Source organism: Exiguobacterium sp. s89 (assembly GCF_018617735.1).
Lineage (GTDB): Bacteria > Bacillota > Bacilli > Exiguobacteriales > Exiguobacteriaceae > Exiguobacterium > Exiguobacterium marinum.
Genome location: NZ_JACSKS010000002.1, coordinates 62,879 through 83,372, shown reverse-complemented (window position 1 = coordinate 83,372; position 20,494 = coordinate 62,879). Strand labels below are relative to the sequence as shown.

At 47.9% G+C, this 20,494-nt stretch carries 21 protein-coding genes; 11 read left to right on the top strand and 10 right to left on the bottom strand.

What is annotated here, in order from left to right; translation table 11 throughout:
- Positions 1–9 precede the first annotated feature (9 nt).
- Together KNO96_RS06440 and KNO96_RS06435 are read right to left on the bottom strand one after the other, a co-directional pair.
- On the bottom strand, positions 10–354 hold the full coding sequence (locus tag KNO96_RS06440; protein WP_214700369.1) for a YflT domain-containing protein: 345 nt from the start codon (positions 352–354) through the stop codon (positions 10–12).
- Positions 355–450: 96 nt separating this feature from the next.
- Complete coding sequence (locus KNO96_RS06435; protein ID WP_214703080.1) at positions 451–1,908, bottom strand: UDP-N-acetylmuramoyl-L-alanyl-D-glutamate--2,6-diaminopimelate ligase; 1,458 nt, start codon at positions 1,906–1,908, stop codon at positions 451–453.
- 247 nt (positions 1,909–2,155) lie between these two features.
- Here KNO96_RS06435 and KNO96_RS06430 point away from each other — a divergent pair, with 247 nt between their 5' ends.
- Together KNO96_RS06430 and KNO96_RS06425 are read left to right on the top strand one after the other, a co-directional pair.
- Positions 2,156–2,371, top strand: a complete 216-nt coding sequence (locus KNO96_RS06430) for a zinc ribbon domain-containing protein (RefSeq protein WP_084483559.1) — start codon at positions 2,156–2,158, stop codon at positions 2,369–2,371.
- 146 nt (positions 2,372–2,517) lie between these two features.
- A complete protein-coding gene (locus tag KNO96_RS06425) occupies positions 2,518–2,823 on the top strand; it encodes an RNA polymerase sigma factor (RefSeq protein WP_214703079.1) in 306 nt (101 codons plus the stop codon).
- On the opposite strand, the gene KNO96_RS06420 is transcribed toward KNO96_RS06425, so the two are convergent.
- Entirely contained in the window at positions 2,769–3,569 is an 801-nt protein-coding gene (locus KNO96_RS06420) for an HAD family hydrolase (RefSeq protein WP_214703078.1), read from the bottom strand. The genes KNO96_RS06425 and KNO96_RS06420 overlap by 55 nt on opposite strands.
- Positions 3,570–3,967: 398 nt before the next feature.
- Here KNO96_RS06420 and KNO96_RS06415 point away from each other — a divergent pair, with 398 nt between their 5' ends.
- The 4 genes from KNO96_RS06415 (at position 3,968) to KNO96_RS06400 (ending at position 6,422) form a co-directional block, all read left to right on the top strand.
- Entirely contained in the window at positions 3,968–4,528 is a 561-nt protein-coding gene (locus tag KNO96_RS06415) for an RNA polymerase sigma factor (protein WP_214703077.1), read from the top strand.
- Complete coding sequence (locus tag KNO96_RS06410) at positions 4,525–5,247, top strand: anti-sigma factor (protein ID WP_214703076.1); 723 nt, start codon at positions 4,525–4,527, stop codon at positions 5,245–5,247. The genes KNO96_RS06415 and KNO96_RS06410 overlap by 4 nt, the downstream gene beginning before the upstream one ends.
- A gap of 62 nt (positions 5,248–5,309) precedes the next feature.
- Positions 5,310–6,215, top strand: coding sequence for a Gfo/Idh/MocA family protein (locus KNO96_RS06405; protein ID WP_214703075.1), 906 nt, complete (start codon positions 5,310–5,312; stop codon positions 6,213–6,215).
- Positions 6,216–6,230: 15 nt separating this feature from the next.
- Positions 6,231–6,422, top strand: a complete 192-nt coding sequence (locus KNO96_RS06400; protein WP_214703074.1) for a hypothetical protein — start codon at positions 6,231–6,233, stop codon at positions 6,420–6,422.
- A 111-nt stretch (positions 6,423–6,533) separates the two neighbouring features.
- Here KNO96_RS06400 and KNO96_RS06395 read toward each other — a convergent pair whose 3' ends face one another.
- The gene (locus KNO96_RS06395) at positions 6,534–6,860 is read right to left on the bottom strand and encodes a DMT family transporter (RefSeq protein ID WP_251125113.1); all 327 of its coding nucleotides are present in this window, start codon (positions 6,858–6,860) and stop codon (positions 6,534–6,536) included.
- Between the two features lie 338 nt (positions 6,861–7,198).
- Here KNO96_RS06395 and abc-f point away from each other — a divergent pair, with 338 nt between their 5' ends.
- On the top strand, positions 7,199–9,043 hold the full coding sequence (abc-f, locus tag KNO96_RS06390; RefSeq protein WP_214703073.1) for a ribosomal protection-like ABC-F family protein: 1,845 nt from the start codon (positions 7,199–7,201) through the stop codon (positions 9,041–9,043).
- 17 nt (positions 9,044–9,060) lie between these two features.
- Here the strand turns inward: abc-f and KNO96_RS06385 are convergent, their stop codons facing one another.
- Together KNO96_RS06385 and KNO96_RS06380 are read right to left on the bottom strand one after the other, a co-directional pair.
- Positions 9,061–9,225 (bottom strand): hypothetical protein, encoded by a 165-nt coding sequence (locus KNO96_RS06385; protein WP_026824932.1) that lies wholly within the window; start codon positions 9,223–9,225, stop codon positions 9,061–9,063.
- A gap of 567 nt (positions 9,226–9,792) precedes the next feature.
- Positions 9,793–10,641, bottom strand: a complete 849-nt coding sequence (locus tag KNO96_RS06380) for a Cof-type HAD-IIB family hydrolase (RefSeq protein ID WP_214703063.1) — start codon at positions 10,639–10,641, stop codon at positions 9,793–9,795.
- Between the two features lie 134 nt (positions 10,642–10,775).
- Between KNO96_RS06380 and KNO96_RS06375 the strand changes: the two genes are divergently transcribed.
- From KNO96_RS06375 to kynB, 4 genes are all read left to right on the top strand, one after another.
- A complete protein-coding gene (locus KNO96_RS06375; protein WP_214703061.1) occupies positions 10,776–12,290 on the top strand; it encodes a BCCT family transporter in 1,515 nt (504 codons plus the stop codon).
- 138 nt (positions 12,291–12,428) lie between these two features.
- Positions 12,429–13,703, top strand: a complete 1,275-nt coding sequence (kynU, locus tag KNO96_RS06370) for a kynureninase (protein WP_214703059.1) — start codon at positions 12,429–12,431, stop codon at positions 13,701–13,703.
- Between the two features lie 12 nt (positions 13,704–13,715).
- Positions 13,716–14,555, top strand: coding sequence for a tryptophan 2,3-dioxygenase (gene kynA / locus KNO96_RS06365; RefSeq protein WP_214703058.1), 840 nt, complete (start codon positions 13,716–13,718; stop codon positions 14,553–14,555).
- Positions 14,556–14,570: 15 nt separating this feature from the next.
- Complete coding sequence (gene kynB / locus KNO96_RS06360; protein WP_214703055.1) at positions 14,571–15,194, top strand: arylformamidase; 624 nt, start codon at positions 14,571–14,573, stop codon at positions 15,192–15,194.
- Between the two features lie 513 nt (positions 15,195–15,707).
- On the opposite strand, the gene tnpB is transcribed toward kynB, so the two are convergent.
- The 4 genes from tnpB to KNO96_RS06335 form a co-directional block, all read right to left on the bottom strand.
- Positions 15,708–16,796: an IS200/IS605 family element RNA-guided endonuclease TnpB gene (tnpB, locus tag KNO96_RS06350; protein WP_214703052.1), complete on the bottom strand. Its 1,089-nt coding sequence runs from the start codon at positions 16,794–16,796 to the stop codon at positions 15,708–15,710.
- A 314-nt stretch (positions 16,797–17,110) separates the two neighbouring features.
- Positions 17,111–18,022: a ribose ABC transporter substrate-binding protein RbsB gene (gene rbsB / locus KNO96_RS06345; RefSeq protein WP_214703050.1), complete on the bottom strand. Its 912-nt coding sequence runs from the start codon at positions 18,020–18,022 to the stop codon at positions 17,111–17,113.
- A gap of 22 nt (positions 18,023–18,044) precedes the next feature.
- The gene (locus KNO96_RS06340; RefSeq protein WP_084483555.1) at positions 18,045–19,010 is read right to left on the bottom strand and encodes an ABC transporter permease subunit; all 966 of its coding nucleotides are present in this window, start codon (positions 19,008–19,010) and stop codon (positions 18,045–18,047) included.
- 1 nt (position 19,011) lies between these two features.
- The gene (locus tag KNO96_RS06335; RefSeq protein ID WP_214703043.1) at positions 19,012–20,490 is read right to left on the bottom strand and encodes a sugar ABC transporter ATP-binding protein; all 1,479 of its coding nucleotides are present in this window, start codon (positions 20,488–20,490) and stop codon (positions 19,012–19,014) included.
- Positions 20,491–20,494: the final 4 nt, after the last annotated feature.

The following is a 20,494-nucleotide window of genomic DNA, read 5'->3' as shown; positions in this document are numbered from 1 at the left end:
GTAGTGGAATCAGATGGTAAATCCGGCCGGTGCATCTTTCACGACGACGAGCACTTTCCCTTTGTCTAATTTCTCTTCTAGTCGTTCTGACTCTTCTTTCGAAAAGCCAAGTTCTTGAAACTGTGCACGAAGTTCGTCCCCTTTTTTACGGAACACGTTTTTGGCGGCTGTCCCCAAACCGACGTCACTTGCCGAGACGGTGTTCGCATCAGCATTGTCCGCAACGCGTTTGCTTCGGTCATCGTCATGTGTAATGACGTAGATGTTGGATTCATCCACCCCATTTGATTTCATCGATTGAATGGCGGTAACGACTTCTTCATCGTTTGTAAATTCTTTGTACAAAACTGACATGTCTATTCTCCTCCTTCAATTCTACTACATTACTAGTGATTGCCTTCCTTACCGTTCTTCACACATTAAAAAACGATGACGTTTGTCATCGTTTTGTTAAACGGCAGGTTCCTGCCCTTTTCGCTTTTTCAATTCTTCTAATAAAATATCTGATTCGTTGAAAGGAATCGACTGGCGGCCGATTCGTTCGATGTGATCATGCCCTTTACCGACGACAACGACGCGCTTCCCTTCTAACGCTTGCATCACTGCGTGACGAAGTGCATCTTTCCTCGCTTCAAACGTCACATAGTTCGCATTCGGCTGAATCCCTTTGACTAAATCGCGAATGATGTGTTTTGGATTTTCCATACGAACATCATGCACGGTGACAATCACTTCGTTTGAATACTGACTTGCGATGCGTCCCATATCTTGGCGCTTCGTCGGGTCCCGATCTCCTGCTGCACTTAAGACGACGACGAGATCACGGTTGTCTTGTTGCAATGTAGACAAACATTTCTCTAGACCGTCTGGTGTATGGGCATAGTCAATATAAATCTCAGCATCCTCTGTAGCTAAACGTTCCAAACGCCCTTTTGGCAAGGTAAGTCCTGGAACATTTGAAACAATGGTCCGCAGCGCCATATCAGAAGTCGAAACGAGTCCAATGGCCGCTGCTAAGTTCGCTGCATTGAACGCCCCCATGAATCGAACGGGCACTTCGAGTTTGAAATCCTTCATACTGACGAGTACCGTCTCTTCACGCCAAATGACTTGAATGTCGGCATCTATCTCCTCTTTTGTACTATACATAATAGCTTGACGTGTCGGCGCAAACTCAGCCATGACATGACTAGCCGAGTCTTCTGCGTTTAACACGATTGCCTCACCGTTCGTCACTTCTACCTGTTCAAACAATCGCGCTTTCGCTCGGGCATACTCATCCATCGACCGATGATAATCTAAATGATCATGCGTCAAATTCGTAAACGCGGCCGCATGAAAATGAATTCCAGCCACGCGACCTTCCATCAATGCATGCGATGATACTTCGAGTACACAATCCGTGACGTCCGCATCAACCATATCCGCTAAAATGCGATGCAAGACGACAGCTTCTGGGGTCGTATTGGCCGTTTCAATCGTCTGATGATGAAAGTGCGCACCTATCGTACTAACGATTCCGGCACGTTGTCCTGAGAGACGCAATAAATCATATGTCAACGTCGCTGTTGTTGTTTTTCCATTCGTTCCCGTCACACCATATATGCGCATTCGATGAGAGGGGTGGTCATAAAAAGCACTCGCAACCGCTCCTGCCGTCTGCTTCGTATCAGCAACAACCACATTCGGTACGTCGAGATCGAGTGGATATTCTGAGATGACCGCACTCGCACCATTGACCACGGCGTCTTCTGCAAACTTGTGTCCGTCAACCGTGTAGCCGCGAATGCAAATAAAGACGTTCCCTGAACTGACCTTTCTGGAATCCGTTTCGACTCCGGTCACCCATGGATCAAAAATGTCATCCATCTCATTTATTAAAATGGCGGATAAACGTTTCGTTCTCATGCTGTGTACGTCCTTTCTCATGGGTGTCGCTAGGTTGATTAACCTTATCGTCATGGTACTAGATTTAAACGGCAATTGAGATGACAAATATATTACTTCCCTTTTTCAATGAAAAACAATCACTTCACGAAAAAAACCTAGACACTTCATTCAAGTGCTAGGCTCTTCCTTTTTATATTCACAAGCTGTTCGTTCGAGCAAGTTTCTATTATGATAAAAGAAATGGAACAAGAGAGGAACAAAGACAATGAGCTATGTATTGTTACTGATTTTAGCGGTCTTTTTATTCGGTGCAATGATTTTTGCCGCACTCGCACTACCGAATCTTCGCAACATCCTATTCAATCGTGGCAGTTTATTCAATCAACAGAGCGAGAGGGTCACTTGCCCAAAATGTAAAACGTCATTTAAACGTGCTCCAGGTGATGCGCAGACTTGTCCGCATTGTTATCACACGTTTTAAGTCATTGCATATTCAACTGCCATTTTCCCTGTTCTTTTGTTTGAATGACCTCAAATTAGTGAAAGAAGAGAAAGGGTACTTTATCAAAGTAAAGTCCTTTTATCGTTTACAGTTGAGACACTCATTCTATATGAAAGGAATTGCATATGCTTCCTACACTTGATGAACGCCTAGTCGATCAAATTCGTCTAAAAAATCGACAAGCCTTAGAACATTTGTATTCACGCTATGAAAACCTACTCTATCGCTACGCGCTTCATCTTAGCAACCATCCGGCAACGGCGGAAGAAACTTTGACTGAGTTATTTTGCCGCATCTGGCAACAACGCCTCGATTTCAATACACGTGCGGAAGCGATTCGTTCAACTCTCACTCGTTCCTTAGAACAAATCATTCATCAAATGAAAGATGAAACATTGGATTCTAACACTTCTAAAATGCCATCAGCATAAGTTTTTTTTGTCACTTTAGAATAAGCTTGTTTTGCTTGTGCTGTTGCATTTTTCAACAAATATCCATTCCCTACATGTGCTAACATGCCAAGGTCATTTCCACTGTCACCGAAAGCATAAGCATCTTCTCGTACGAAGGAAGAAGTTGTGCATACATATTCAATACTCGATTCTTTCCCGGCATATATCGGATAAAAATCAATATCAAACGCATCCGCCGGGTCACCTGCATTCGGATTGCATTGACTGATATTGACGGCAATTCCCTCTTCATCGGCTAGCATACGAAGCGACTCTCTCCAGGACCCGATTTGGTCACGGACGTAATAACTACGAATCCAAGGACTCGTCCCATTACCCGGTTGCTCTTCTAATTCAATTCGCATCTGTACAATTTTTGACACGATGCGCTCGACGCGAGAAGCAAAATCATTCGGGAATGAGTTTTGATATGCCTGCTCTATTGAAAACGTTTCGTCCGCATCAATTCGATACAATTCCGTCCCGAGACTCGAGGCGATGCGATGTGGCCAAAAACGAAGGTTCGCCTGCTTCGTTTTTTCCTGTATCGATTCGAGAGAACTTCCCGTTACCCACATCGTCGACAGTTGGGTCGAATGCCGTTCCAAAAAGTCTTCGAGCTGACGAACAGATGTCAATTGAGCAGATGAACACGCGTGCGGGAAATAGGTCTCGTCAAAATCAAAGCAAACGAGAATATGTCCTTCATTCGTAAATCGTTTCATTCTATCGTCTCCTTATCGTTTCCTCTTTCCTGTATAGTACAATGAAACAGAGGAGGTATCTTATGATTCAACGCATTTTACAATTATATTGCCAAGTGAGTAGCATGATTACAGGATTGATTATCGTCTTTGCTTTTCTCTTTGGTATTCGATCTTATTTTTTTTGGACAACCATAACCTCTACCCCAGTTGCCATCGGATTGATGCTGATGACAGCGATCTTGTTGAGTATCATCACCTATATCATCTCAGAGAAATTACGTTTGTTCATTTATAAAAAACTTCCGACCCAGTCATCTACATGTTCAATAAATAGTCACATAAAATAGGCATCTATTTTTTCGTTTTATACGTTAGATCAATACAAGGGATATCCCTTCTGCGCAAAGGAGTATGTTATGACTGACTTAGAATTATATGAGCGTGTCAGGCAAAAGGACAAAGAAGCGCTCGAAATATTGTACGATCGATATGAACGAATTTTATACGCTTTTGTCTTACAGCTGACAAAGGACCGTGATTTGGCCGAAGAAGCCATGCAGGAAGTGTTTATCAAACTTTGGCGTGGCGGCGGAGTCTACGATGAATCAAAAGGAAAGTTTCGTTCTTGGCTCTTCACGATGAGTCGTCACGTGGCCATTGATTTGATTCGTAAGCGTAAACCCGATTTACAGCTCGACGAATCATATGCTGAGGCCATCCCTTCTGAGTCACCATCCGTTGAGAAAGAAGCAGAGTGGCAAGAAGAACGTGCCCAAATCGAGACGGCCATGGCGACATTACCGGCCGAACAGCAGCAAGTCGTTCGGCTCATGTACTTCCAAGGGCTAAGTCAGCAAAAAATCGCTGATGCGTGCGGCATCCCGCTTGGTACAGTGAAAGGAAGGGTTCGACTGGCGCTGAAGCAACTGAGGAAACAGTTATCCCATGAATTCATCGGAAAGGAGGTAGAACAATGAACGCATGCGACCAATTGATTGACTATTTCAACCAACATCTATCGGAAGATGAACGAGCAAAATTTGAACAACACCTTGCATCTTGTAAAGACTGTCAAGAAGAGCTCGAACAACTCGAAGCACTTGTCGGTGGCGTCGCGTTCTTGTCTACTCCGATTGAACCACCGCGAGGTATGAAAGCGCGCGTCCTCGATCGTGTATTCGAAGAAGACAATGAGCCTATAACATCAACCGTGTCACCTGCTGCTGTTCCACCTGTGACACCTTTTAAACAGAGACGTGAACGGAAAAAAGCGCCTGTTTGGGGAATAGTCGCTTTGGCAGCGGCACTGCTTCTCTCTTTGATCGGAAACGGATATCTGCTCACCAATCAACCCGATTCACCTGGCATCGCATTGACCGAAACGATTCCACTTGAGGGTGAATCCGAAGGGACTGCTTATCTTGCAGAGCAAGATGGTACAACTCAATTGATTGTCCAAACGAACGGCTTATCCTCACTCGACGACAATGAGGTATATCAGGTATGGCTGTTAAAAGATAATGCCCCGATTCCAACAGGCGCTTTCGTCACAGACGACAAGGGCAATGGAACCGTCATCTATACGCTCGACTCAAGCGAAGTCGACGTCGATTGGGACACCGTCGCCGTCACGAAAGAACCGAACCGTGGCAACGAGACCCCGCAAGGTGAAATCGTCTTAATCGCCAGCCTATAATTCATCAACCGGACACATGAGTTGTCCGGTTTTTGTTATGATGTACCAAAGGAGTGATCGTGATGCGAAAACCTAAAGTCGGCATTGTCGGACTCGGAAACATCGCTCAAAAAGCGTATTTACCGATCCTTGCGAACCATCCACTGATTGACCTAGTTGGAGCCTTTTCTCCAAACACATCCAAGCGGGAAAGAATTTGCCAAACATTTCGGATGGCTCCGTTCGAGACGTTGAGTGACCTCGCCTCGTCCATCGATGCGGCATTCGTACATAGTTCGACTGAAACCCATTATGAAGTCGTGTCGTTTTTACTAAATCACGGCGTTGATGTATACGTCGATAAACCGCTCGCGTCAACCTTAGAAGAGGGGGAACGTCTCGTCGAACAAGCCGAACGTCTCGAGCGCAAGTTGATGGTCGGGTTCAATCGACGCTTTGCCCCGATGTATATACGCCTACAACAGGAATGTCAGCCCCACATGATTGATGTAGTGAAACATCGGGAGAGTGGAATCGGACCTCGAGATGTGACCTTCACCTTGCTTGACGATTATTTACACGTCGTAGATACGTTACGTTTCCTTGCCGGCAACGAATTACGACTCGTCTCGGGTCAAATCGAAGTAAACGACAAGCTTGAGCTCCATTTCGCGCGCCACGTCTGGCAAGATGAGCACGGGATGCATACGACGTCCATGCATCGCTCTGCAGGTGCGAATCACGAGCATGTCTCCATCATTCGCGATGGAGAACGATTGTCCGTTGATGAGATGGTCACACTGCACCGCTTCAAGGGAGGACGGCATGAAATCGAAACGTTTGGTTCATGGGAGTCAATGCTCACCCAGCGAGGTTTTCAAGGCGCGATTGATCATTTCGTTTCTGCACTTATCGATGATACAGAGATTTTAACAGACGGTCGTGTCGCCCTTGAGACGCAACGTCTTGTCACGAACTTATTCACATAAAAAGGAGGATTACACATGGATTTCTTTTTTTATATTATGGTCATGGTGATTGTCGTTTCGTCGGTCGGTGCCAATACGATCATTAAAACGAAAGAAGCACGTGTCGAAGAACGTCGCCTGAAGATTGAAGAAGAAAAACTCGCCATCCAGCGTCTCGAACTCGAAATGAAGCGCGAACAAGACAAGCTCGACCATCATGGATTTTAATCAAAAGCGGTCACTCTCTAAAATGAGGGCGACCGCTTTATCGTTACAGATGACGTTCTGAAATCTTCAGTTGTTGCCGTCGTTCCGTAAGCGTCGACCACGTCACAGCGGCTAGAACGAGTACGAAAATGTCCCTTTCCCTTCCCAACCGACGACAATGAGAACACCTACCGTTGCCAATCCGAGCGCTCCATTTTTGACAGGAGTCAGTCGTTCCTTCAACAGGATTCGGGCAAATAAGACCACGAAATCAGGAGTCGCTGCGGTTACAAACGACCCGGTATGTGCATTCGATAGCTTCGTTCCGATAAATTGAAATGAAATCGAAGCAACGTATCCAATGACATCGACGAGTCCGTTCCATTTCCAATCCGTCCGTCGAACCGAATCCCGCCCCATATAATCACCGCAAGGGTCAAACTGAGTGCTCCTAGCCATTCTTTCCTCATTTCCTCGCCTCCTCAATGACGACTATATGAGACGTCATCGCTTCAATTTCCTTCACTTACATTGTCAGCCATATGAAAAACGCTTACAATCAAGGTATAGATTGAATGGAAAGGAGGGAGAAAGGTGAAATTTGTCGGCCGTACGTATTGGACAACTGAACATTTGTACATTTTGCGTGCGATTTTTCACGATGTCGCTTAATCAAGGGACCCGTCTGTCCTTTTTTAGACATTGCTGAATATACGACAAAGCGCCTCTCTCTCTAAATCGAGCGCTTCTTTGCGCTCGGTTTTTTTGATAGGCCCTAACCTTAGGAGGAACCTATTATGTTAATCGATCTTCAACACATTCAAAAACAATACGGTGGGCACGCCGTTCTCACAGATACTAATTTATTTATGAATGAAAACGAACGAGTCGGACTCATCGGTCGAAACGGAAGCGGCAAAACGACACTGTTACGCATCATTGTAGGCTCTGAAGAACATGACGCCGGGACGATTTACCGTCGGCAACGACTCTCCATCGGCTATTTGGTCCAGCTTCCTGACTATCCCGAACGCAGTGGCCGTGACGTCCTGTACACTGCTTTTGAGGAAGTGATTCGCTTAAGCGAAAAGATGGCTCGTCTCGAGCAAGAGATGGCAACGTCGGAACAGCTCGAACGTCTTCTCGAATCATACGGTGCCATCCAAGCACAATTCGAGCATGCGGGTGGATATGTCTACGAGTCAAAAATCAGCGCAATGATTGATGGACTAAAATTGACCTCATTTGTGGATCAACCGTTCGATACGCTTAGCGGTGGTGAACGAACAAAAATCGGACTCGCCTTAGCTCTCCTACAAGAACCAGAGTTGCTCATCTTAGATGAACCGACGAACCATTTGGATTTAGAGGCGATGACGTGGCTCGAGTCCTATTTACAGGATTACGCCTCAGCGCTCCTCATCGTTTCCCATGATCGGGTTTTCTTGGATGCGATTGCCACGCGCATCGTCGAGTGTGAAGACGGTGAATTGACGAGTTATCCCGGAAACTATACCGATTTTGTCGCACAAAAAGAAAAACAGCTGCTCGACCAGTTCCATGCCTATACCGAGCAGCAAAAGAAGATTAAAAAGATGAAAGAAACGATTCGGCAGTTACGGCAATGGGCCAACGAAGGCAATCCACCGAATGAAAAGTTTTATCGTCGCGCCAAATCGATGGAAAAGGCACTCGAACGAATTGAACGAATCAAGAAACCACAACTCGAAGCCGATCAACCGAACATCCATTTCACGACGAACGGACGAACCGGACGCGACGTCTTTGAGGTGACGGATGCGACACTCCGTTACGACCGACCGCTTTTCGAAGGTGTGAATTTTTACACAGGCCACGGGGAGCGCGTCGCCATCGTCGGACCGAACGGAAGCGGAAAGTCTTCTCTTTTAAAGCTGTTGCTCGGTCAAGTCGCACCGCAAATCGGTACCGTCCGTCGAGCCGACCAAGCGAAAATCGGTTATCTATCACAACACATCACGTTCGATGAATCCCATCGATTAATGGAGGCGTTCCGGGACCGCATTGCAGTCGATGAAGGAAAAGCACGTCACCTTCTCGCCCAATTCTTATTTTACGGGGCGAGTGTGTTTAAACCCGTGTCGAACTTGAGCGGCGGGGAGAAGATGCGACTCATGCTCGCCATCCTCGTCCATGAAGAAATCAATGTCCTCGTCTTAGATGAACCGACGAACCATTTGGATATCGAATCGAGAGAAGCACTTGAAGAGGCGTTAGAACGTTTTCCTGGAACGGTCGTCACCGTATCACACGATCGCTACTTTCTGAATAAATTATTTCCGGTGACGTATTGGCTTGACGGGACGATGACACGTTTTGAAGGCAGCGTCGCCTATGCCCTCGAAAAACGCGAACACGACTCAAGCGAGCAACCTAAAACGGAGCACGCAAAACCATCGAAATCGATAAAGCAGACAAAAACCGCTTCGTCTACGGTGGATGAGGAAGCCCATTTGACACAATTAGAAGCAGAAAATCAAGCATTGCTTCAACAGATGAATGAATTGGATGACCTCGATGAGTTAATGGCACTCCAACGTCAAGTCGATGCGTTGCAGCAAGAGATCGATGACGTGATGACACGTTTACTCGAATCCTTTTAAAAAGAAGCGGCACCCGATTAAGGGCGCCGCTTCTTTTGCTCGAATCGAGTCTGTATGAAATAGCCGATGACCGCGATAGCCATCAATCCAATCGGTAACAGACGGTAAAGACCTTCCATCGTTCCCGTGGTCAAAAGAATCATGCCACTAAAGAACGTCCCGAACCAATATAACTTTGGCATGAGATCCCTCCATCCCTGCATTCACTCAATAGAATACCACAAGAAAAGCGCCCATACTCGGCGCTTTTCTCGATTCTCTAGTCCCCGGACTTTCATCCAACCAAGTTTCTACTCGATTGACCGTCCCATCTATGATTTGGTTCGACTAGAGATGTCCAAGTCAGCGTGACGCATCATTCGAATCGATGCATTGTCCATTGGTTCACCAGTTGTTTTCACATCCTAAAGAAAGAAATCGAACAAGTGACTCGTAGACGCTTTGATTGAATGGGCACAACAGGACTTGGTACCTATGTTGTCCACCTATGACGCGGATCATGTGGGATTCCTTATACAAACAGTATGTCTGGTATGTTTGCTTCGATAGCAAACAGAGGCCGACGCATCATCGTTTGGAATACACGATTCACGTTTACATGGACTTTCCCACCCTCTTTCTGCCATCAGCTACAGGTGACAAATATGCCCCCTGTTCCCCGACTCATTTCAGAAAGTGAATGGTTACATGTATACAATATCCGTTTTTAGCATCCTTCAATCCTCGTTCACGATTTCTCCATAATCATTTTATACATAATGTGTCAGCGCGTAGGCGACCCCATCTTCTTCCACGTCCTTTGTGATATGCGTACTCAAATCTTTTAACGGGTCTACCGCATTTCCCATCGCAATTCTTGTTTCGGCTACTTCAAACATCGATACATCGTTCAAATTGTCTCCGATAGCGACGACATCACGCATCGAAACCTGATAATGATCAGCTAATTGTTTTAGCGCCTCACCCTTACTCGCATGAGGATGACCAATCTCAATCTTCGTCCATCCTGCTGTCGTAATCAAAATATCATCCCGTGGCTCATAGATTTTACGCAAGCGATGTAACTTTTGGCGATCGAACGAATAGACAAACACCTTATACACTTCATCTTGCGCAAAGTCGATGTCTTCCATCGAATCCATATACGTCAGACCGAATTGCTCATTTTGGATTTCAATCTCACGCTCCGCCCATTCGCGCGTGAACGATTGATCGTGAGGTAATACTTCATCAAGTTCTCGTTTTAACAAGTCACTGCCTGACTGAAGGACTTTTACACCTGCATTCGTATAAAATTCGACGTACGCGTCATGCTCCTTGGCAATCTCCCACAGTCCGTTAACGACGAATTGGTCCATGGCGTGATAATAAATTCGCTTGTCCTCATAAAAGCCGATTGCTCCGTTTCCAGACAGAATTGGACAGACGAGATCACTACGCTTCAATAACTCTTCGATATCATGAATCGAGCGCCCTGAACAAATCGCTACGATGTCACCGTCCTCTTGTCGACGACGAATCGTGTCCCGGTTTGCATTTGTTATCACACCCGTACGCGATAGCAACGTTCCATCTAAGTCAATCGCAATCAATTTCATCATATCCCCTCCTCTTTATTTCTTTTCCCGAATCAAGTATTCAAAACACGATGGATTATATATCCTGTTTGCAATGTAGAGAATAGGGAATCGATTACTAGTCCTAAATAATAATTATACCGAAAGGAGACAACATGAAGGATTCTACACAAAAACCACGTTTGAACCGGGTGTTTTATATTTCAGCAAGTTTAATCGCCTTACTCGTTTTATTCGGAGCCATTGCGCCAACCGTATTTTCCTCGATTGCAGGATCTATTTTCAACTTTACGACTCGCTCGTTCGGTTGGTTCTACTTACTTGCTGTTTTCTTGTTTGTGCTCTTTTTAATCTTTTTGGCCTTTAGTAAATACGGAAAAATCCGTCTCGGTAAAGATGACGACCGCCCTCAATATCCTTTCTTCACCTGGATTGGCATGCTATTTTCTGCCGGATTTGGAGTTGGTCTCGTCTTTTGGGGTGTTGCCGAACCGATGAGTCACTTTTTCACGCCGCCGTACGCGGATACAGAGGCATTGACTGTTGAAGGCGCCCGCCTCGCGATGGCGTATTCGTTTTTCCATTGGGGTGTCAGCCAATGGTCTGTGTTCGCAATTGTCGGGCTGATTATCGCTTATTTCCAGTTCCGACGAAATGCAGATGGACTCATCTCCACCAGCCTCTCTCCCCTTATTAAAGAGCGTCCGTATAAACAACCTTTAAATCAGACCATCGATATTTTAGCGGTCATCGCTACCGTCATGGGAGTCGCAACATCACTTGGTTTAGGTGTTCTTCAAATCAATGGTGGACTGAACAGTGTGTTCGGACTCCCAAATACCGCTTGGATGCAAGTCGCAATCATCGTCGTCTTGACCGCCCTCTTTTTAACCTCGACGACGACCGGACTCGATCGTGGCATCAAATGGCTGAGTAACATTAACTTAGGTACAGCGCTTGTGTTGATGGTCTTCGTCTTTTTTGCCGGTCCGACCATCTTCATTCTAGAGACACTTACGCTCGGTCTAGGTGATTACTTACAAAACTTCATTCGCTATAGCCTTCGTCTGCAACCGTATCAGCAAGGAACGTGGGTCCGAGATTGGACCATCTTTTACTGGGCATGGGCCATCGCTTGGTCACCATTTGTCGGGGCGTTCGTGGCACGTGTTTCTCGGGGACGGACGATTCGCGAATTCGTGGTCGGTGTCCTAATCGTTCCGCCTTTCATCGCGCTCCTTTGGATTGCCGTGTTTGGGGGTACCGCTTTACATCTAGATTTGTTTGAAGGTACTTCAATCGCGCAAGCCGTCGATGCGGATGTGACGAGCGCATTGTTTGTGACGTTTGCCGAGCTCCCGTTCAGCCTCATCCTGTCGGTGTTATCCATCCTGCTAATTTTGACTTTTTTAATCACGTCGGCAGACTCTGCCACATATATCATTAGCAGTATGACGACGAACGGAAGTTTGAATCCACCCCTTCCCGTTCGAATCGCCTGGGGGATTCTGTTAGGAGGAATCGCTGCCGTCTTATTGATTGCGAGTGGCTTAGAAGGACTTCAAACTGCGTCGTTGATTTCCGCCTTGCCCTTCACCATCATCCTGTTATTGATGGCCTTCACACTATTCAAGCTACTCCGACAAGAGAATGTACGAAAAATAAAATAAGCTACACTCCTAAACGCTCAAGATCACGCTTGAGCGTTTTTAGTTTGACTCGCCGACACCTTGTTGTTTGTTGACTTCCTTATGTCCGATTGCTACGATTTTGACAACGTACAAGCTTTAAAGGGGGAATATGGGGAGATGAACGATTTCACACGTGCTTACGCACAACAACTAGACAAACAAGACCCGCTCGCATCGTACCGGGAAGAATTTTATTTACCGGAAGACGGGATTTATATGGATGGAAATTCACTCGGTCTCTTATCGAAACGAGCCGAGCGAACACTTCTTGAGTCGCTTGCGGATTGGAAAGAACTCGGGATTGACGGTTGGATGTCTGGTCGTCATCCTTGGTTCAACTTGTCCGAAGAGTTGGCCGCACTGAACGCGCCGCTCATCGGTGGAAAGGCGGAAGAAGTGATGGTGACCGGTTCGACGACGGTGAACTTGCATCAACTCGTCGCTTCTTTCTTCAAACCAGAAGGCAAACGAACAAAGATTTTAGCAGACGCCCTCACGTTCCCGTCTGATATTTACGCTCTGAAGAGTCAGCTCGAATTGCGCGGGCTCGATCCTGTGGAGCACCTCGTTCAAGTCGACAGTCCGGACGGGCGATTCTTAGTCGAAGACGATTTGATTGCTGCGATGACCGACGAGATTGCGCTCATCGTGTTACCGACCGTCCTGTATCGGAGTGGTCAAATTTTAGATATGCCTCGTCTAACGAAAGCGGCACACGAGCGTGGAATTTTGATCGGCTTCGATGCCTGTCACTCCGTCGGCGCCATCCCTCATGACTTCCACGACTGGGGTGTCGACTTCGCTTACTGGTGCAACTATAAGCATTTGAACGGAGGTCCGGGAACGGTCGGTGGCTTGTTCGTTCATGAACGTCACTTCGGCACGACACCGGGACTGGCCGGATGGTTCGGTTCGCGCAAAGATAAACAGTTCGATATGGATCACACGATGACACCGGCCGAACATGCGGGTGCATTCCAAATCGGGACGCCACACGTCATGAGTCTCGCTCCACAACTTGGCGCCCTCGAGATGTTTAATGAGGTCGGAATGGAAGCGATTCGCCAAAAATCACTCGCGCTCACGACGTATATGATGGATTTGATCGAAGAGATGCTCGCACCACACGGATTCTTCATCGGCAGCCCAACGGACACACGTCAACGCGGTGCCCATTTGAGCCTCGAACACCCAGAGGCGGCACGCATCTGTAAAGCGTTGAAAGAGCATCGCATCATCCCAGATTTCCGGGCACCGAACATCATTCGTCTCGCACCCGTCGCACTGTACAACACGTTCACCGATGTGTATGACGTGATTGTGACATTGAAAAAAATCATGGATGACAAAGAATATGAGGCGTTTGAGAACGTCCGTGAAGTGGTCGCATAAGGGGGAACTGTCATGAGTGAACGCACGGAACATAAAGTGGAAAAATCGATTCAAACGGACTTTTCAAAAGACATGTCGTACGGGGACTATCTCCTGCTCGACCCGATTTTATCGAGTCAGCATCGCCTTTCCGACCATCACGATGAGATGCTGTTCATCATCATCCACCAGACGAGCGAGTTGTGGATGAAGCTCATCTTGCATGAATTGACAGCAGCCACGACGGCCATCACGAACGGCGAGCTCGAGCGTTCGTTCAAGATGCTCGCCCGCGTCTCGAAGATTCAGCAGCAACTCATCCAGTCATGGGGCGTCCTCGCGACGTTGACACCGGCCGAGTATTTAGAGTTCCGAGATCAACTCGGCTCGTCCTCTGGTTTTCAGTCTTACCAAAACCGACAGATCGAATTCGCACTCGGCTTCAAAAACGCACGGACGCTCAGTGTTTACGCACACGATAAAAAATTGTATCCATTGCTCGAAGGCTCGCTACAGGCTCCTAGCATTTATGATGTGACGGTCCGCGAAATGCATCGTCGGGGTCTATCGATTGATGCGAGCGTGCTCGAACGTGATGTCACCCAGGATTGGGAATGGAATGAAAGTGTCGAGAAGGCATGGGTCGAAGTCTATCGAGACGTCGATACGTATTGGGACTTATATGAGCTCGGTGAAAAGCTACTCGATATCGGGAGTCAGCAACAGATGTGGCGCTTTAACCACATGAGTACCGTGGAACGCATCATCGGACAGAAGATGGGGACAGGCGGCTCGTCTGGCGTGAACTACTTGCGTCGCGTGCTCGACCACCGTTTCTTCCCAGAGCTTTGGACGGTCCGGACATCACTATAAGAGGAGCTGAACGAAATGACTTGGATTGATGTATCACAGCCACTTCATGCCGATGTTACGACATGGCCGGGAGATACAAAATTTTCATATGAAATCGCGTGGCCAATGGCAGAGAGTGGTTCCGTCAATGTCGGGAAGATGACATTGAGTTTACATCTCGGGACCCACATCGATGCACCGTTCCACTTTGACGACCACGGGAAGCGCGTGATTGACCTCGATCCGTCCGTATATATCGGTCCAGCCCGTGTGATTCATCTACCGCATAAGGCAAAGATTGAAGCATCTGATTTGGATGGTCACGATTTGACTGGGGTCGAACGCCTCATCTTAAAAACGGATGGTTGGCCCGATAAGCACGTCTTTCCCGAGACAATCCCTGAACTGACACCCTCTCTTGCCGATCGTCTCGGAGAACTCGGAATCTTCTTGATCGGACTCGACTTACCGTCCGTTGATGCGATTGACAGTAAAGAGATGAGCGGCCATCACGCGTTAGCACGAAATGGTGTGCATATCCTAGAAGGACTCGTTTTAGACAATATCTTACCGGGAGATTACGATTTGAATGCCGTCCCTCTCCCAATCGTCGAAGGGGATGGAAGCCCCGTTCGCGCATTGCTTCGCCCTATATTGTAAAGAGATAGCCGGAACCGGCTGTCTCTTTTTTGATTAGACAGGGATAGTCCGACGTTTGGCGAAATAGATGAGAAACTCTATTTGAAGAGAGGACATTCGATGAAGATTCTATTATTATCTGGCGGTGATGGAAAAAGACTATGGCCACTTCCGAACAATTCGAATGCCAAGCAATTCATTCGTTTATTTCCTAACAGAAATGGAATGAAACAATCAATGCTTGAAAGAGTTTACAGTCAACTAAAAATACAAGATTTAGACACTACACTTTCATTATCACAAATGTTCAGCAAAAGGACTGTGTCATTCATCAAGTTGGTACAGATACTAATATCATTTCCGAACCAACTCGTCGTGATACATTTCCCACTATCGTTCTCGGGGCAAGCTATGTGAACTACTCGCCACTTATTTGCTTCACAACTTGAAGTGGGAGCTTCTTGGGAAGACCGTGCTCTTACCAGCCACGGTTGTTTACCAAGCTCGTCGGGCAGTCCCTGCCCTGAATGGTTGTCAGTCGGCCAACATCAATAGGTTGAGGCTCGCATTGATGTCACGGTCATGGTGCGCGCCACAGGCACACGTCCATTCACGGACATCCATCGTCTTCTTCTCGCCTTTTGCTCCGCAAATGGAACAAATCTGGGTCGATGCGAACCATTGATCTGCCTTGATAAGCGTCCGTCCACAGAAGTTTGATTTGTATTCGAGTTGCCGGACGAACTCGTACCAACTGACATCTGCAATCGATTTGGCGACCTTGTGGTTCTTCATCATGTCCTTCGATGTCAATGTCTCCACGACGATGACTTGGTTCTCGTCAACGATCCGTCTCGACAGCTTGTGAAGGAAGTCCTTGCGTTGGTTGGCAATCTTTTCGTGTTTCTTAGCCAAAAGTAACTTGGCTTTTTCACGATTCTTGCTTCCGATCTTCTTTCGCGACAGCGCCCGTTGCGCCTTCTTGACCTTCGCTTCGGACTTCCGGAGGAGTCGGGGGTTGTCAATCTTCTCCGAGACCATCGCGTCGTTCGTCATGACGGCGAAGTGCTCCAGGCCAAGATCAATCCCGACCTTGTTCTTGGCTGGGATCCACTTTTCCTCATCTTGATTGACGAGGATGGAGATGAAGAACTTGCCCGTCCTCGTCATCGAGACCGTCGCCGACCGGATGACGCCCTCGAACGGACGATGTTGTTCGAACTTCACGAAGCCGATTTTAGGAAGTCTCACCTTGCCGTTCTCGATGCGGATCGTGCCGTGCTGGTTGTTCGTCGTGTAGGAGGCGCGCGACCGCCGTCTCGATTTGAACACCGGGAAGCCGCCCGTCCCGGCGAAGAACTTCGCGAACGCGGTGTCGAGGTTCAGCTTCGCGTTCGCGAGCGCGAGGCTGTCCGCCTCGGCGAGGAACGGGAAGAGGGGCTTGTAGGAGGCGGGTGTCGCCGGTTTCCGTCTCATTCCGCTTCCCGCTTTCGCCTCCTCGCGGATGGCGATGCGGTCCTCAAGTAGCTTGTTGTAGATGAACCGGGCGCAGCCGATCGTCTTGATGAGAAACTTGGCCTGTGCAGGCGTCGGGTGGAGCCTATATTTGTAGCCTTTCAGCATGTCTGTCCCTCCTCCCTACAGAAGATTATGATATATCCTCCTCGTCCGATACCCGTGGAAGGGGAGGGAGAATCTGACGGAATAACGAACTTTTGTTCGTCATATCTGTCACAGGGGGGAAAGACGTTTGGACCGGGCGATTCATCTCCCACCTACGCCGGACTTCGCCCCGAGACGCTTAGAGGAGGGAGAATTCTCGCCTGATTTAGTTAAAACCTATGAACAACGATACACAATTTCTCATTTCCCCATATAAATAAAAATGACCTCACGAGCTCTACCCGAAATCAAGGCATCGTGAGGTTTCTTCTTACTTATTTGATTAATTCGAGTTCGACCGGAATGTTTTCCTCCACTGTTTCACCTTTCAGATGATTGATTGCAGCTTCTACGCCCAACTTTCCAATCTCAGTCGGTTTTTGCGCGACGGTCGCTGCCATTGTTCCCTCTTCGACTGCATTGACTGCATCGTCTGTCGCATCGAATCCGATGACTTTGACATCACTCATACCAGCCGCATCAAGCGCTTGTACGGCACCGAGTGCCATCTCGTCGTTATGTGCGAATACAGCGACGATATCTTTGTTGTCTTGTAAAATATTCTCCATGACCGTCAATCCTTCCGCACGGTCAAAGTTCGCAGATTGTTTCGCGACTACCTCGAGTTTCCCATCGATTGCTTCGTTGAACCCTTGACCACGGTCACGTGTCGCAGATGCCCCAGGAATCCCTTCGAGCTCGACGACTTTTTGACCTTCACCTACGAGTTCAACCATGTAGTCACCTGCCAATTGGCCGCCTGCAACGTTATCTGATGCCACGTGTGCGACGACGTCACCTGTTTCAGCGTTACGGTCTACCGTGATGACGGGAATGCCTGCATCGTTCGCTGCCTGTACTGCCGCACCGACCGCTTCTGAATCCGTCGGGTTGATGAGGATCAAGTCCATTCCCTTTTGAATCATGTCTTCAACGTCATTCACTTGCTTCGCAGCATCGTTTTGTGCGTCCGCTACAGTCAAAGTCGCATCCATCTCTTTTGCCTGCTCTTCTGCCCCTTCTTTCAATGCGACGAAGAACGGGTTGTTCAATGTCGAGATGGATAAGCCGATTTCATAATCCCCATCTTTCGTTTCCGTCTCAGAGTTTGATCCTGGTTGTTCAGTCGAGCAAGCTGCCATTAGTACCATTGTCAGTGCGAGTAGCCAAGCTGTCCATTTTTTCATGTTCCGTTTCCCCTTTCGCGTGTTACGCGTTTTGTCGACGATCAAGTAATACTGCAAACAATATAACTGCACCTTTTACGACGAGTTGGAAGAAAGATGACACGCCGAGAAGGTTCAATCCGTTGTTTAACGTTCCGATGATGAGTGCCCCAATCAACGTTCCGACAATCCAGCCTCGCCCACCCGCAAGACTCGTTCCCCCGAGAACGACAGCCGCGATGGCATCGAGTTCATACGACGTCCCAGCCGTCGGTTGTGCGGAGTTGAGGCGCGATGTCAAAATGATACCGGCGAGTGCTGCAAGCATCCCGGATAGCGAGTAAATCATGATTTTGACTTTATTGACGCCAATTCCCATCAATTTAGCTGCTTCTTCATTTCCACCAATCGCATACGTATGACGACCGAATGTCGTTTTTTTCAAGATAAAATAAAGGACACCAAATGCGAGGAGCATCGTCAATGCCGGCACTGGAATAATCCAGAAATAGCCGCGCCCGAGCATCTCGAACCAACCGGAATCTCCGAGACCCGTGATTGGTCGACCGTCCGTATAGACGAGCGTCAATCCACGGTAAATCGTCATCGTGGCTAATGTCGCGATAAACGGCGCCACTTTCCCGTACGTGATGACCGTACCGTTAAAGGCACCGAGAAGAGCACCTGCAATCAAACCGAGCGCAACGGCCATAACGGCATGTTGACCATCCACCATCATACCCGCTACCAATGCGGACGAGAGAGCTAAAATCGATCCGACCGATAAGTCAATTCCACCTGTCAAGATGACAAACGTCATCCCGAAGGCAATCAAGGCATTGATGGACACTTGTCGAAGTACGTTAAAGATGTTATTTAATGATAAAAATCCTGGTTCGAGCGCCGTCACTACGACGACGATGACGAGTAGACCAAACAATGGACCTAACTTTTGTCCCCATCCGAGTCGACCCGGGCGCTTCAGTGCGGTCGTTGCTTTCAATTCCATATCATTGCCCTCCTGTCGCATACGTCATAACTTTTTCTTGCGTCGCCTCTTGTTTCGTGAGCGTACCAGTGATAACACCTTCCCTCATGACGACGATGCGGTCACTCATCCCGAGCACTTCCGGTAAATCAGAAGAGACCATGATGATGGCAACACCTGATTCCGCGAGATCGCTCATGATGTTATAAATTTCTTTCTTGGCGCCGACATCGACGCCACGGGTTGGTTCATCCAAAATCAAGACATCCGGCTCTACGCCCAACCATTTGCCGAGCACGATTTTTTGTTGATTTCCTCCAGATAACGATTTCACTTTTTGTTCCATCGAATGGTGCTTGACCCGCAGTTTTTGCAAGTACGTCTCCGCGAACGTCGCTTCTTGATGTTTCGAGATGACGGACCCTTTCGTCCGCTTGTCGAGTGTCGGGAGTGACAGATTTTCTCGGAGCGAGAAGTCGAGAAGCAAGCCTTCGCCTTTTCGGTCTTCCGTTAAAAAGGCGATGCCATGTTTGATGGCGTCTGCCGGAGTTTTGATGCGAATCGGCTTCCCGTTCAGTTTAATGACTCCCCCTTTATGAGTGTCTGCCCCGAATAGGGCACGCATCACCTCGGTCCGTCCCGCTCCCATCAACCCTGAGAATCCGATGATTTCTCCTGCGCGAACGTTGAACGATACATTGTGGAACCGGTTACCTATTAAATCATTTACTTCGAGCACGATGTCCCCGAGCGTCGCAGTGCGCGTCGGATACCGTTCACCGATTTCACGTCCGACCATGTCGCGTACGGTTTCCTCAAAGGAAGTGTCTTGAATCATACGTGTTGAGATGGACTGTCCGTCCCGAAGTACGGTAATACGGTCACACAAGTCAAAAATTTCTTCCATCCGGTGGGAGATGTAGGTGATGGATACTCCCTGGTCCCGTAATGCCCGTGATACGGCGAAGAGTGCCTGAATTTCGCGGTCCGTCAAGGCAGCTGTCGGTTCATCCATGACGATGACTTTCGCGTCCGTCATGAGCGCCTTCGCAATCTCAATCATCTGTTGCTGACCGACAGATAAATTGCGTGCCACTTCATTGACGTCCATGAAGACATTCAATTCTGCTAAATACTCCCGAGCCCGCCTCGCCATCTCTTGCTGTTTGATTGTCCCAAACGGCCCCGTCAGTTCTCGACCGAGAAACAGGTTCTCCGTCACCGTCATCTCAGGTAAGATATTGAGTTCTTGATGAATGAAGGCGATGCCTTCTTGCTCCGCTTCTTTTGGGTGCTTGAATTGCCGTCTCTTCTCATCGATCAGGATCTCTCCTTCATCTTGAGCGTGAAGACCGGTCATCACTTTCATCAACGTCGATTTCCCGGCACCGTTCTCACCCATGAGCGCATGAATCTCTCCAGGTAACAGTTCAAAATCGACTCCTTTTAAGACGGAGACTGGCCCGAACGACTTATGGATGCCTTTCAACTGAATATGCATCGAA